The sequence below is a fragment of the Niveispirillum sp. genome, from assembly GCF_017996735.1.
GTDB lineage: Bacteria > Pseudomonadota > Alphaproteobacteria > Azospirillales > Azospirillaceae > Niveispirillum.
Window position 1 is genome coordinate 21,042 of sequence record NZ_JAGOGJ010000024.1, and the last position, 13,235, is coordinate 34,276.

The 13,235-nt window shown below is 63.3% G+C and carries 16 protein-coding genes; 2 read left to right on the forward strand and 14 right to left on the reverse strand.

Annotated elements, in window-relative coordinates; translation table 11 throughout:
• Nucleotide 1 precedes the first annotated feature (1 nt).
• The 5 genes from mreD to KBA48_RS10225 all read right to left on the reverse strand — a co-directional run bounded on the left by mreD (nt 2) and on the right by KBA48_RS10225 (nt 4,709).
• The gene (gene mreD / locus KBA48_RS10205) at nt 2-511 is read right to left on the reverse strand and encodes a rod shape-determining protein MreD (protein ID WP_292905851.1); all 510 of its coding nucleotides are present in this window, start codon (nt 509-511) and stop codon (nt 2-4) included.
• Between the two features lie 11 nt (nt 512-522).
• A complete protein-coding gene (gene mreC / locus KBA48_RS10210) occupies nt 523-1,401 on the reverse strand; it encodes a rod shape-determining protein MreC (RefSeq protein ID WP_292905852.1) in 879 nt (292 codons plus the stop codon).
• A gap of 111 nt (nt 1,402-1,512) precedes the next feature.
• Nucleotides 1,513-2,550, reverse strand: a complete 1,038-nt coding sequence (locus tag KBA48_RS10215; protein ID WP_054167055.1) for a rod shape-determining protein — start codon at nt 2,548-2,550, stop codon at nt 1,513-1,515.
• Between the two features lie 310 nt (nt 2,551-2,860).
• A complete protein-coding gene (locus tag KBA48_RS10220; protein ID WP_292905858.1) occupies nt 2,861-4,420 on the reverse strand; it encodes a 2-isopropylmalate synthase in 1,560 nt (519 codons plus the stop codon).
• 154 nt (nt 4,421-4,574) lie between these two features.
• A complete protein-coding gene (locus tag KBA48_RS10225; protein WP_292905859.1) occupies nt 4,575-4,709 on the reverse strand; it encodes a hypothetical protein in 135 nt (44 codons plus the stop codon).
• A 261-nt stretch (nt 4,710-4,970) separates the two neighbouring features.
• On the opposite strand from KBA48_RS10225, the gene KBA48_RS10230 reads away from it, so the two are divergent.
• The gene (locus tag KBA48_RS10230) at nt 4,971-5,741 is read left to right on the forward strand and encodes an ABC transporter permease (protein WP_292905860.1); all 771 of its coding nucleotides are present in this window, start codon (nt 4,971-4,973) and stop codon (nt 5,739-5,741) included.
• Entirely contained in the window at nt 5,738-6,547 is an 810-nt protein-coding gene (locus tag KBA48_RS10235) for an ABC transporter ATP-binding protein (RefSeq protein ID WP_292905862.1), read from the forward strand. Before KBA48_RS10230 ends, KBA48_RS10235 begins: the two co-directional genes overlap by 4 nt.
• Nucleotides 6,548-6,584: 37 nt before the next feature.
• Here KBA48_RS10235 and KBA48_RS10240 read toward each other — a convergent pair whose 3' ends face one another.
• From KBA48_RS10240 to KBA48_RS10280, 9 genes are all read right to left on the reverse strand, one after another.
• Nucleotides 6,585-7,775: a DUF2336 domain-containing protein gene (locus KBA48_RS10240; RefSeq protein WP_292905864.1), complete on the reverse strand. Its 1,191-nt coding sequence runs from the start codon at nt 7,773-7,775 to the stop codon at nt 6,585-6,587.
• A 40-nt stretch (nt 7,776-7,815) separates the two neighbouring features.
• Nucleotides 7,816-8,322, reverse strand: coding sequence for a MarR family transcriptional regulator (locus KBA48_RS10245; protein WP_292905866.1), 507 nt, complete (start codon nt 8,320-8,322; stop codon nt 7,816-7,818).
• A 121-nt stretch (nt 8,323-8,443) separates the two neighbouring features.
• Complete coding sequence (locus tag KBA48_RS10250; RefSeq protein WP_292905868.1) at nt 8,444-8,647, reverse strand: twin-arginine translocase TatA/TatE family subunit; 204 nt, start codon at nt 8,645-8,647, stop codon at nt 8,444-8,446.
• 98 nt (nt 8,648-8,745) lie between these two features.
• Nucleotides 8,746-9,042 carry an energy transducer TonB gene (locus KBA48_RS10255; RefSeq protein WP_292905870.1) on the reverse strand — a complete coding sequence of 99 codons (297 nt, stop codon included), beginning with the start codon at nt 9,040-9,042 and terminating at the stop codon, nt 8,746-8,748.
• A gap of 129 nt (nt 9,043-9,171) precedes the next feature.
• Nucleotides 9,172-10,446 (reverse strand): hypothetical protein, encoded by a 1,275-nt coding sequence (locus tag KBA48_RS10260; RefSeq protein ID WP_292905872.1) that lies wholly within the window; start codon nt 10,444-10,446, stop codon nt 9,172-9,174.
• Nucleotides 10,447-10,621: 175 nt separating this feature from the next.
• Entirely contained in the window at nt 10,622-11,059 is a 438-nt protein-coding gene (locus KBA48_RS10265) for a biopolymer transporter ExbD (protein WP_292905874.1), read from the reverse strand.
• A 43-nt stretch (nt 11,060-11,102) separates the two neighbouring features.
• Nucleotides 11,103-11,546 carry a biopolymer transporter ExbD gene (locus KBA48_RS10270; RefSeq protein ID WP_292905876.1) on the reverse strand — a complete coding sequence of 148 codons (444 nt, stop codon included), beginning with the start codon at nt 11,544-11,546 and terminating at the stop codon, nt 11,103-11,105.
• 2 nt (nt 11,547-11,548) lie between these two features.
• A complete protein-coding gene (locus KBA48_RS10275) occupies nt 11,549-12,433 on the reverse strand; it encodes a MotA/TolQ/ExbB proton channel family protein (RefSeq protein WP_292905878.1) in 885 nt (294 codons plus the stop codon).
• A gap of 54 nt (nt 12,434-12,487) precedes the next feature.
• Complete coding sequence (locus tag KBA48_RS10280) at nt 12,488-13,171, reverse strand: energy transducer TonB (RefSeq protein WP_292905880.1); 684 nt, start codon at nt 13,169-13,171, stop codon at nt 12,488-12,490.
• Between the last annotated feature and the right edge of the window lie 64 nt (nt 13,172-13,235).

The following is a 13,235-nucleotide window of genomic DNA, read 5'->3' on the forward strand; positions in this document are numbered from 1 at the left end:
CTCAACTCAAATAGGCGCGATGCAGCCTTTGCAGCAGCCAGGCCATCAGCGGAAACAATGCCACGCCCAGCACGGCCTGCACCAGCACTGGTCCTGCATCCAGTATCTTCGCCGTCATCAGGGCGAACACCGCCCACTGGACAACCGCCGCGCCCGTGGCCACCAAGGCAAAGCCGATCCACAGCATCACGAAGGAACGGCCCAGGAAGAACCGGCGCTGGGTTATCAGCAGCCAGTAAGCCGTGATCAGCACCATGGAGGTCATGCCGATCGGCGTGCCCCCGATCAGATCCTGCAACAGACCGATCATGAACACGACCAGGGGGCGCAGCAGGTCCGGCCGGTGGATGACCCAGTAAAACAGGCACATCAGCATCAGCGGCACCGTCACCATGGCATAGCCGGGCAACGGCAGGGGCACCATGCCGACAAGCATGGCCAGGATGGTGACACTGAAGGGCAGCAGGTTGCGTGCCGTCTGGTCAAGCTGGTGGAACATTCCGCCGGCCAAGGCCGTGGTCCTCACTTCATCGCGCCGGGCTGCGTCGCTTCGGCGGCCACACCGCCGGTCGTGCCGAAATCGATCACCTGCACATGTTCAAGGCGCGAAAGATCGGCCATGGGCACGACGCGCGGCTTGCCATCGGCCCCCTTCTCCACAATACCGACCGGCAGGCCGGGCGGGAACAGCCCGCCATGACCGGAGGTGAAAACCCGCTCCCCCCGGGTCACTTCGCTGTTGGGGGGAAGATAGGTCAGCAGCGGATGATCAGAATTGTCACCGGCCAGCATGGCCCGCTGCCGGCTGCTTTCCAGCACGACGGGGATGCGGGCATTCAGGTCGGTGATCAGCAGCACCCGTGAAGACCATTCGCCCACCTGGACGATTCGTCCCACCAGACCCTGGCCCGACATCACGGCCTGCCCGCGCTCCACCCCCTCACGCGCGCCCACCGTCACCACGACGGTCCGCACGAAGGCACCACCCGGATCGCCGACAACACGGCCCGTCACCACCGTGGCGGCCGGGTCCGGCTTGAAGGACAGAAGCGAGCGCAGGGAGCGGTTTTCGGCATCCATGCGCAGGGCCGCCTGCTCCCACTGGCGCAGGCGGGCATTCTCTTCCCGCAGGCGCGCATTCTCGTCATGCAGATCGACCAACTGCCGGAAATATTCCAGACCATCGGCCACGCTGGCCGCCGGCCGGGACATCACGTTCAGGACAGGGGAGACCGCATCCGTGACGCGTGTGCGGGCCACGTCCACGGCATTACCGTTGACATGGCCAATCATCATCAATGCAATCGCGGCCAGGATCAGCAGCGGAAAGTGGAATCGCTGTACCATCCCCCAGAGGGGAGCGGCGAGACGCACGACGGATCCGCTATTGCGTGTCTTCACAGGGGGTGTGTCCCGTGATCGGGTAAACTGTCTTGTCAGACAGCATAAAAGCGACTTGAAGCTAACGCGTTAACGTGCCGCTGTAAATATCGGATCGTAGTAAACGATCCGTCAATACATGCGGATCAACACGTTGCGCAGGCTTTCCTCTTCCAGAGCGCGACCGGAACCCAGCGCCACGCAGGACAGCGGATCATCGGCGATGGAAACCGGCAGGCCCGTGGCATGGCGCAGGACATAATCCAGATTGGCCAGCAGCGCACCGCCGCCCGTCAGGACGATACCCTTGTCCACGATGTCGGCGGCCAGTTCTGGGGCCGTATGTTCCAGCGCGACCTTCACGGCCTCGATGATCTGGCTGACCGGTTCGGCCAGGCTCTCGGCGATCTGCCGCTCGCTCATCACCAGTTCCTTGGGCACGCCATTCATCAGGTCGCGGCCCTTGATCTCCATCACCCGGCCTTCGCCATCTTCCGGCGGGCAGGCGGAACCGATTTCTTTCTTGATGCGCTCGGCCGAGCCTTCACCCACCAGCAGGTTATGGTGGCGACGGATATAGCCGATGATGGCCTCGTCCATCTTGTCGCCGCCCACGCGGGCGGAACGGGCATGGACGGTGCCGTTCAGCGACAGGACGGCCACTTCCGTGGTGCCGCCGCCGATATCGACGACCATGCTGCCCGTCGGCTCCGTCACCGGCAGGCCGGCACCGATCGCGGCGGCCATCGGCTCCTCGATCAGGGAGACGCGGCGCGCGCCGGCGGCCTCAGCGCTTTCCTGGATGGCGCGGCGTTCCACGGCGGTGGAACCCGACGGCACGCAGATCACGATTTCCGGGCTGGCGAAGCTGCGGCGATTGTGAACCTTGCGGATGAAATGCTTGATCATCTCCTCCGCCACTTCGAAATCGGCGATAACGCCGTCGCGCAGCGGACGAATGGCCTGGATGTTGCCGGGCGTGCGGCCCAGCATCAGCTTGGCCTCGTCACCCACGGCCAAGACCTGCTTCTTGCCCCGCAGGTCGCGGATGGCGACCACCGACGGTTCATTGAGGACGATGCCGCGACCCTTTACGTAGACGAGCGTGTTCGCCGTACCAAGGTCGATCGCCATGTCGGCGGAGAACATACCGAGCAGGTTTGAAAACATGGGTGAAACGTATCTCTGACAGTCCGGATTCTGCCGCCCGTGGTGCGGTCGGGCCCCGGATATGCCGGACCGCGTTTGTTGCATAGACCATTTGGGGCGGCAGCCTCAAGCCTTGAAAGCCTGCGAAACGGAATTTCCACCCCCTCGCGCTTTGCAGTGCCACATGAATGGCGTGGAAGATGGGCCCAGCCGCCATCCCAGGTAGCCCCCCCAGGGACTTCGTGGCGAAATCATGGCAAAACCCCCGCCGGCAGGGGCGCCGGCGGGGGTTTCACTCACAGGGTGGGAATCGGAGTCGCGCTGGACGCGATCAGGCCGACAGGGCGACCGGCGCCGTCTTCAGCCGCTTGGTGATCAGCTTGTTCAGCGCATGCACATAAGCGCGCGCGCTGGCCACCAGCGTGTCGGCATCGGCCCCCTGGCCATTCACGGTCTTGCCCTCCTCTTCCAGGCGCACCGTCACCTCTGCCTGGGCATCGGTGCCCTGGGTCACGGCATGCACCTGATAGAGCTGCAATTTGGCTTCGTGCGGGAAGGCCAGTTTCAGGGCGTTGAAGACGGCATCCACGGGGCCGTTGCCGAAGGCGACGACGGGCGGGATGGGCTGACCATCGATCTCCAGTTCCAGAACGGCATGCTGCGGCCCGCGCGACCCGGCCACCACATGCAGGGCCTGGAAGCGGATCCGGTCGTGCTGGCGGCCGACCTCGTCATCCATGATGGCGACGATGTCCTCGTCATAGATGTCCTTCTTGCGGTCGGCCAGATCCTTGAAGCGGCCGAACGCGTCATTGATCGCGTTCTCGCCCAGATCGTCATAGCCCAGTTCCTTCAGCTTGGCGCGGAAGGCGGCGCGGCCGGAATGCTTGCCCATGACCAGGGAGGACCGGTTCAGCCCCACCGATTCCGGCGTCATGATCTCATAGGTCTCGGCATGCTTCAGCATGCCGTCCTGATGGATGCCGCTTTCATGGGCGAAGGCGTTGGCGCCCACGATGGCCTTGTTGGGCTGCACCTGGAAACCGGTGATGGTGGAGACCAGGCGGGAGATGCGGGTGATATGTTCCGTCTTGATGCCGGTGGTGCAGCCGATCAGGTCGTGGCGCGTGCGCAGCGCCATGACGATTTCCTCCATCGAGGCGTTGCCGGCGCGTTCACCCAGACCATTGATGGTGCATTCCACCTGGCGCACGCCGACGCCGATGCCGGCCAGCGAGTTGGCGACGGCCAGACCCAGATCATTATGGCAATGGACAGAGAAGATGGCCTTGTCCGAATTGGGGACGCGGGTCATCACGTCCTTGAACATGGCGGCATATTCCTCCGGCAGGGCATAGCCGACCGTGTCGGGGATGTTGATGGTGGTGGCGCCGGCCTTGATGGCGGCCTCCACGGTCCGGCACAGGAAATCGCGGTCGGAGCGCGAGCCGTCCTGGGCCGACCATTCCACATCATCCACCAGATTGCGGGCATAGGAGACGTAATCGATGGTGCGCTGAAGCACCTCCTCCTCCGTCATCTTCAACATGTAATTCATGTGGACGGGGCTGGTGGAGATGAAGGTATGGATGCGCTTGCGCTGGGCCAGTTGCAATGCCTCGGCCGCGCGGTCGATATCGGCGCGCGACGTGCGGGCCAGTGCGGCGATGGTGCTGTTCTTCACGGTGCGCGCCACTTCGCGCACGGCCTCGAAATCACCGTTGGACGCGATGGGAAAACCGGCCTCGATCACGTCGACGCCCATTTCCTCCAGCACGGTGGCGATGCGCAGCTTTTCGTCCAGGTTCATGGAACAGCCGGGCGCCTGTTCGCCGTCGCGGAGGGTCGTGTCGAAAATGATGACGCGGTTGCTGTCGCGGGTGATGGTCATGTCCTGGTCCCTTGCGGCACGTCGGGCGTGGTCCATGGCGGAACGTCACGCCGATTTGAATAAGGAGGATGTGCGGTATATGACAGCGCCGTGCTGGCGCCTGGACCCCTGATCGCGGGCCGCGCCGCGGCAATGGCGGCACGACATCGGGCGCTCAGGGGGAAATTAGTCGTAGGGCAACGGCCAGGACCGGGCGGCCGCAGCGGATGGAACGGACGGACACAGCAACGGCGCGGGCGGCGACGCCCGTGCTGTCCTGCTGTTCCATCATCTGGTCTGCCGCCATCACGGGGGGACCGTCCATCCATAAAAGGTTGTCAGCCGCCGGGAACCCCGACAGCCGATTTCATGTTTCGGTTTTAAGGCGAAATCACCGGCACGGCAAGAACCTTCACATGGAAAGAAATGCAAAGGCTCCATGCGGCGCCGACTTGGGTGCAATGCGGCATCCGCCTCATGCCTCCTCCGCGCCGTGGCCCCCTCGACATTGACAGAAGGCACCCCATTGTCTAGCGATGGGTTGGGTCCCGGTAAGAAGAAGGCCAGGTTCATGAATTTCCTCAGTGCGATCGGCCGTGCCACCCTGACCTTCCTGGAGGCGGCGGGGCGTCTGGCCCTGTTCACCTTCACCGCGCTGGCCCATTGCCTGCGCCCGCCCTTCTATTTCCGGCATATCGGCCGGCAGATGGTGGAGATCGGTTTTTACAGCCTGCCCGTCGTCGGCCTGACCGCCGTGTTCACGGGCATGGTGCTGGCGCTGCAAAGCTATTCCGGTTTTTCCCGCTTCTCCGCCGAAAGCGCCATCGCCACGGTGGTTGTTCTGTCGATCACACGGGAACTGGGGCCAGTGCTGGCCGGGCTGATGGTGGCGGGGCGCATCGGCGCGGCCATGGCCGCCGAATTGGGCACCATGCGGGTAACCGAACAGGTGGATGCGCTGACCACCCTGTCGACCAACCCCTATAAATATCTGGTGGTGCCGCGCCTGATCGCCGGCACCACCATGTTGCCCATCCTGGTGCTGGTGGCCGATATCATCGGCGTGTTCGGCGGCTATCTGGTGGCCGTATACCGTCTGGGCTTCAATGCCTCCAGCTATATCAACAATAGCTGGCAGTATCTGGAATTCATGGACGTGGTGTCCGGTCTGGTAAAGGCGGCCTGCTTCGGGTTCGTCATATCGCTGATGGGCTGCTACCACGGCTACAACTCGCGGGGCGGTGCACAGGGCGTGGGCGCGGCCACCACCAATGCCGTGGTGTCGGCCTCCATCCTTATCCTGGTCCTGAACTATCTGCTGACGGGGATCTTCTTCTCATGACCATGGCGCCCTTGGAACTGACGCAAGACATGGACGTGCCCAAGATCTCGCTGAAGGGCGTGAAGAAGGCCTTCGGATCGAAGGTGGTTCTGGACGGGATCGACCTGGATATCCGGCGCGGCGAAAGCATCGTAATCATCGGCGGGTCCGGCACGGGCAAGTCGGTGCTGCTGAAAAGCATTCTGGGCATCCTTCAACCGGATGCCGGCACCATCCGCATTGATGGCGAGGATACGACCCATATCGGTGGCCGCGACCGTGAACGGGCCATGGCCAAGTTCGGCATGCTGTTCCAGGGTGCAGCCCTGTTCGACAGCTTGCCCGTCTGGGAAAATGTGGCCTTCGGCCTGATCCAGGGCGCGCAGCGTCTGGGCCGCAAGGAGGCCAAGGAGCGTGCCATCGCCACCCTGGGTGCCGTCGGTCTGTCGCCCGACGTCGCCGACCTGTCGCCTTCGGAACTATCAGGCGGCATGCAGAAGCGTGTGGGCCTGGCCCGCGCCATCTGCACCCGGCCGGAGATCATCTTCTTCGACGAACCGACGACCGGGCTCGACCCGATCATGGCCGACGTCATCAATGACCTGATCGTGAAATGCGTGAAGGACCTGGGCGCCACCGCCCTGTCCATCACCCATGACATGGCCAGCGCCCGCAAGATCGCCGACCGGATCGCCATGCTGTACAAGGGCAAGCTGATCTGGGTGGGGCCGGTGTCGGAGATCGACAATTCCGGCAACGAATATGTCGATCAGTTCATCCATGGCCGCGCCGACGGCCCGATCCAGATGCAGATCCGGGCGTTCTGACCGCAACCGCCAATGGGGAATGTTGCGCAGACCGGTGTCACCGTGCGGGTATCGACCCCCGTAACGGAATGAAGGGCATGCCCGCCACATCCATGGCGGCATCGACCATGGCATCCTCCTTCCGATCGAACAGTTGCAGCAGCAGGTTATCCATGGCCCGCTCCTCCGACTGGCCGCATTCGGCATAAATACGGCCCAGCGCCTCGGTCTGGAATTCTGCCTGTCCGTGGGTGCCACCGCGATAGTTCAGGGCCTTGGCCACCCGCATCGCCACATGGAAGGGTGCGAACAGGTGCTTTGGCACATGGGCATGGTCCAACAAAGCCTTCATACCGTCCCATTTGCCATCCAGCAGCAGGGACAGGGCGTTGGCCTTGCGCACCCGCGACTTGGCCGCGATGGCAGCCGCGAAAAAGTCGAAATCGCCGCTGCACAGGCTGCGCAGCAGCAAGGCCACGCCCAGCCGCCCCTGTTCGTGAAGATGGGCGGCCAGCGCATCGGAATCCATGCCAGGAGCGGAAACCGGACGGAGCAGCGTCAGTGTCACCCCGTCACGGCCATGCGCCGCCAGTTCGGCCGCGATGACCGGCGACAGGCGGTGCCGCTCCACCAGCATGTCCCTCACCCGTTCGGAGGCGTAGGCCACCAGCCGTTCGACCACGCTGGCGGGCAGGACCGCTCGCCCGGCCAGCGGTTCCGCCACCATGGGCACATGCGCGTAACGATCGGCCACCGACAGCAGTGACGCATTCGACAGGTCCGCCCCCTCATTCCCGACCAGGGTGGCGATCACGGCCAGATTGCCCATCTCCGCCAGGGCATCCGCCACGTCGGGCGACAGGTGGCGGCGGGCGGCGATGGCCAGTTGCTTGTCCGCCTGGCCCTTGCCGATCACCTCCAACAGCAGGCTGTCATCCAGATCATCCGTATGACGCAGCAGCGGGAACGCCACGGAGATGACATCCATGGCAAGGTCGTGGGCCAGATCATCGGACAGAAGCGGGCTGTTATAGATCTGCCAGGCCACGGCCTCCCGGACCTGACGGGCCGTATCATGGGCAAGACGGAACAGAAGGTCACGGACCAGCGCCTGCTCGGAATCGGCCAGCAATGTCTGCTCCGCCGTTCGCATCAGCTTGGTCAGAAGCTGGATACGCGCTTCGGGTGTACGGTCGCCGGCCAGATACTGGACGTCGGCTGCGGTCAGGGCTTCCCGGCTCTCGTTCATCCGTTTCCCGATCGTTTCCCCTGGCGCCTTGATTGACGCCTTATGTCCCATCGATGGCATCGGCCCTGATCACATCGGCCCATGCCTGTTCCAGCCGGCGCAGAAACCCGTAGGCGGCCTGCAAGCCTGTGTTCCCCGCAGCGCCGCTGTACACATCGTCGATATGACGGGCCTCCAGGCGGCGCAAATCAAGACATAATCTGTATCCGTCGGGGGTCAGGCGCAGTTTGGCCGTGCGTCTGTCCCCCTCACCCGGCGCTTCCACCAGCCCGGCGATCACCAGCGCCTTCAGGTTGGTGGCAGCCGATGCGCCCAGATAATACCCCCGCTCAATCAGCTCACTGATCGTCAGGTTGCCCTCACCGATGGTCAGCAGCATCAGGCCCTGTACCGGGGTCACATGGCTGCTGTTCAACCGTTCCAGTTCCAGGCGGACGATATCAAGGAAACGGCGATGCAACCGTTCCAGCAGGCGTGGCAGATCATGCATGCGGCCTTCCGGCACCGATGTCTCCAGCGGCATCATGCAATTCGAGCTTGCGGCCAATCACACCTCCGGTGCAGTCCCTTTCCTTGTAGCACCGGCGCAGCGCCGGTCGCAAAAGCAAAGGCCGGCCGCAATAAGCGGCCGGCCTTGCGAACCCGGTCGGAACATGTGAAGCCAAGGATTAGCGCGGTACGTTCTCGCCCGGCTTGGTCTCGGTCAGCTTGGGATCGGCTACCGCCTCCTCCTCGCTTTCCTTCAGTCCCTTCTTGAAGGCTTTGACGCCCTTGGCCATGTCACCCATGACATTGGGAAGCTTACCGGCACCGAACACCAGCAGCACGACGACAAGAACAATGATCCAGTGCCAGAGGCTCATGGCGCCCATGGAAATTCTCCAGTTTCATGGCCCGCTTCCGCGCGACGCCATAGAGATAGGAAATCTGCAGGCAGTTTGAAAGATGTATCGATGACAAACAGCGCGGATCAGGCCTGCCCCCGCATCTCGAACCGGACTTCCAGCCGCTGCCGATCCCGTTCCTTGCCGATTGTCTCGGCCGGATGCGGCGGCTTTTCACCCGGGTGATACCGCAGACCTGCAGCATAACGCAGTGCCGACTGCTCGAACAGGCCGGGGGGTATGGCCTCAACGACCCGCACATCCTGAGGTGCGCCATCATTGCCGATACGAAACTCGACGATGACACGACCTTCACGCCGAAGACGAAGGGCGCGTTCTGGATATTGCAGTCGGGGGCGGAAGAGGGGTTCCAAGTCCGACATCAGGATGTCCGAAGGGTCCCGGCAGGCACGCCGAGGCAACGGGGGAAACCGGCTGCTTCCCCGCATGCGGATGGCAGGATGAATTCTAAAGGGGTGGGCGGCCCCCAAAGGACCGCCCATCCCCTTACATCACTTCGCCTTGCCCGCGAGCAGGCTGAGGCGGGCCAGATCGGCCGGACCGTCGGTCGACTTGATGGCCTTGGCCGTGGCTTCCGCCTTGGCCTTCTGGTTCAGGGCAATATAGTAGGTCACCAGACGCAGACGGGCGTCGTCGGGGTTCTTCAGATTGCCCTTGGCGATGGCGGTTTCCGCCAGGGTCACGGCCTTGTCAAACTGGCCGTAACCAGCATAAGCCTCGGCCACGCGCAGGATCGGACCGGCATTGGCGCCAGCCAGCGCTTCGCTTTCGGTCTGCGCCAGGGCCTTCTTGTCGTCGGCGACCTGCTTGGCGGCCATGTCCTTCAGACGCTTCTGACGCTCGGCTTCGGGGCCATTGCCCAGCAGGCCGGACGCATAGCCCTTGTCGATGATGGCCTGGGCCTCACCGGGGTTACCGGCCTGCAAGGACAACTGCGCCATTTCCATCAGTTCGCCGCCGGATTCCAGCAGGCCGATCGTGTATTTCAGGCGATAGATATCCAGGGCCAGACGGTCGCGGTTGAAGCCGGGCTTGCGCTGTACGCGGTTCAGCAGGTCTTCCCAGTACTTCTTTTCCGGATACAGGGCGACCAGACGCTCCAGCACGGCGACGTAGCCGGCTTCGTTATTGTTCGAGAGATTGAGGCTCGCCAAGATTTCCAGGTCGCGCTGCGTCGGCTTCTGGCCGGCCCGCTCCGCCGTGTTGATCTTGTTGCTCATCTCCTTGACGGCGTTGGCGTAATCCTTGCTCTCGTAATAGGCGGCCAGCAGCATGGTGCGGGCCTGGGTCTCGTTTGCACCCAGGCTGATGGCCTTCTGCGCCCAATTGATGGTCTTGGGGTAATTCTTGGCGCTCAGGTAGGTCTGCGCCAGCACCAGGGCATATTGCGACTGCTGGGCCTGCGGCAGGGCGCCGGCGGCGATGAGCCCTTCCATGCCCTTCTCAAGCTCATCGGCATCGCCGGCGGCCTGGGCCACGGCGACACGGAACTGAAGGACGGTCTGGGTCTCGAACGGGGTCTTGTTGGCGACGGCGTCGGCTTCCTTAACCTTTACCAGCGCTTCCTTGTACTTCTTCTGCTTGACCAGCTCCTGGGCGGCCTGCAGCGGGGTGCCCACCTCGGGGCGGACGGTATCGCCCGCCGCCTTCTTGTCACCGCCGGCCTTCTGCGCAAAGGCCTCAGACGGTGCCATGATGGCGGCGAAGGAGCCAAAGGCCAAAGCCGTTCCCAACAGGGCGGCGGTAAAAAGACGGGTGCGGGTCATTGTCTCTATCTCGGTATCGGTCGAACGGGTCGCTTGTCTCTTGGCGATGGTTCCCGGTCGACGGGTTGTCACACGGCCAGCCACCTGACCGCCATCCGAATGCAATCAGCTTAAATGGGCAGGTTTAAGGCGGACCCGTGAAGGTCCGCCCTGCCCCTGTTGTCTGGTACCGATTTCAGTCCATGAACTGTTCGTTACCGACCATGCCGATCTTGTTCAGGCCGAGCCGCTGAGCGGACGCCAGAACAGCCGCCACATACTTGTACTTCACCAGCTTGTTCGGACGCAGATGCACTTCCGGCTGCGGCTGCTGCGCGGCCTTCAGGGTCATCTGCTGTTCCATTTCCTCACGGCTGTTCAGAACAGAACCGTTCCAGATGACCGTACCGTCGAAGTCGACTTCGATGGTGATGATCTCCGGTTCGACCATGTTCTCCGGCCGAGGCGGCGGGGGACCAGCCGGCATATCAAGCTTCACCGCGTGGGTCTGCACCGGAATGGTGATGATCAGCATCACCAACAACACCAGCATCACGTCGATGAGCGGTGTCGTGTTCATTTCCGGTGTGACGCCACCTTCCTCGGTGTTGCCCGGTCCAACACTCATGCCCATGGGGGCCTCCTATCCTTCAATCCCGACGGGGGAGGGCCGAATGTCAGCGAGCGACATTCAGCGCCCCGGCAGGAGGCTCGGTGATAAAGCCGATCTTGAGGATGCCAGCCCGCTGGCAGGTCACGACGACCTTGCCGACGAACTCGTACCGCCCTTCCTTGTCACCACGAATGTGGATCTCAGGCTGCGGAACCAGCACCGCCACTTCCTTCATCCGCTCGAACAGTGCGTTGTAATCCGGCAACTGGGTAGCATTCCAATAGATGTTACCGTCCGGATCGACACCGATCGTCACGTTTTCCGGCTTTGTCACAGTCACCACGTTGGCTTCATTGGGAAGCTTCACGGGGATGGTCTGAATAGCAACCGGAATGGTCAGCAGGAAGATGATCAGCAGAACGAGCATCACGTCCACCAGCGGGGTCGTATTGATCTCCGACACCACTGATTCTTCGCCATCATTGGCGGGGCCGACGCTCATCCCCATGGTTAGGCGCTCCGGACCGACTTGGCCTTCTGACCGGCGATCAGCAGGGCATGCAGATCGGCGGAGAAGTTACGCAGACGGTCCATGACCAGCTTGTTGCGGCGGGTCAGCCAGTTATAGGCCAGCACGGCGGGAACGGCGACCAGCAGACCGATGGCGGTCATGATCAGCGCTTCACCGACGGGACCGGCGACCTTGTCGATCGAGGCCTGACCGGACAGACCGATATTCACCAGCGCGTTCAGAATGCCCCACACCGTACCGAACAGACCGATGAAGGGGGCGGTGGAGCCGACCGAGGCCAGGAAGGCCAGGCCGCCCTGCAGGCGGGAATTGACGGCATCGACCGAACGCTGCAGCGACATGGTGACCCATTCATGCAGATCGATATGGTCGGTCAGCGCACCGTCATGGTGCTCGGTGGCGCGCAGGCCGTCTTCGACAACGCCGCGGAAAGCGGAATTGTCCTTCAGGCGGGTGGCGCCCTCGGTGACCGAGGAGGCCGTCCAGAAGTTCTTCTCGGCGGCGGTGGCCTGGGCCATCAGACGGGACTGTTCGATCAGCTTGACGATCAGGATGTACCAGGTGCCGGCGGACATGATCACCATCAGCACCAGCGTGCTCTTGGCGACGAAGTCACCGTGGCTGACGATCGCCTGCAGACCATAGGGGTTCACGGGCTCGGCGGCGTGGGCTTCGGCAGCGGGGGCCTCGGCAGCGGGAGCCGGAGCAGCCGGTTCGGCGGCGGGGGGAGCGGCCTCGGTGGTGGCGGGGGCCGGCTCGGCCGGGGTCGTGGACTGAGCGAAGACCGGGGCCGACAGCGTGGCGGCAACGGCGGCGGCGGCGGCGAGGCGGCTGATGCCCGCCAGGGTGAACAGCTTGTTCATCGTAGCTCTGCTTTCAGACTTACGTGTTTCGATTAAGAGTCGATGCGATGATGATCAGCGCGCATCTTCAAGGCGGAAGGTGAGCGGGACCATGCTCGGCAGCCAGGCGCCCTGGGGCTTGCCATCGACGGTCGGCGGTTCGCACCTCCACCGGCCACGCTTGGCTTCCTTCATCCAGGCCTGATCCAGGCGATCAAATCCGCTCGACTTCTCGATCGTGGCGTCAGAGATGCGGCCGTCAGCGTTGCAATACAGACGCATGACGGTCGTACCCGCTTCCTCCAGACGGATCGATTGAGCCGGATATTCGGGCCGGTTCTTTGCCAGGCTCTTCACATCGATCTTGCCCCCCGTCGGCGGCGGCGCAGGCGGGGCCTGGACGCGCGTCGGCGGCTGAACCACCGGAGGACGTTCCGCGGTCGTCGCCTGGATCGCCGTGCTTGTCGGCGGCGGCGGCTGCAGGATGTTGACCTCGGGCGGCGGAATGAACGGCGGGGGCGGCGTATCGAACTTAGGCGGCGGCGGCGGCGGCGGCGTCTCTTCTGGCGGCGGAGCGATCTCCTCGATGATCTCCGTCTTGATCGGATCGGTGATCACCTGGACCACCGACCGGGCCAAGCCGGTCATCAGCGCGTAAATCAATCCAACGTGCAGAAGCACAACCACTGCGATGCCAACCAACCGCCCTGAACTCTGCGGCTGTTGCCGCCGATAAGACGATTGCGACAGGTAGGACATCGGTCGGTCACTCGATCCACAGGGGGATGGGGTTTCCGCCATAGCACACATCAATAGGGCGTGA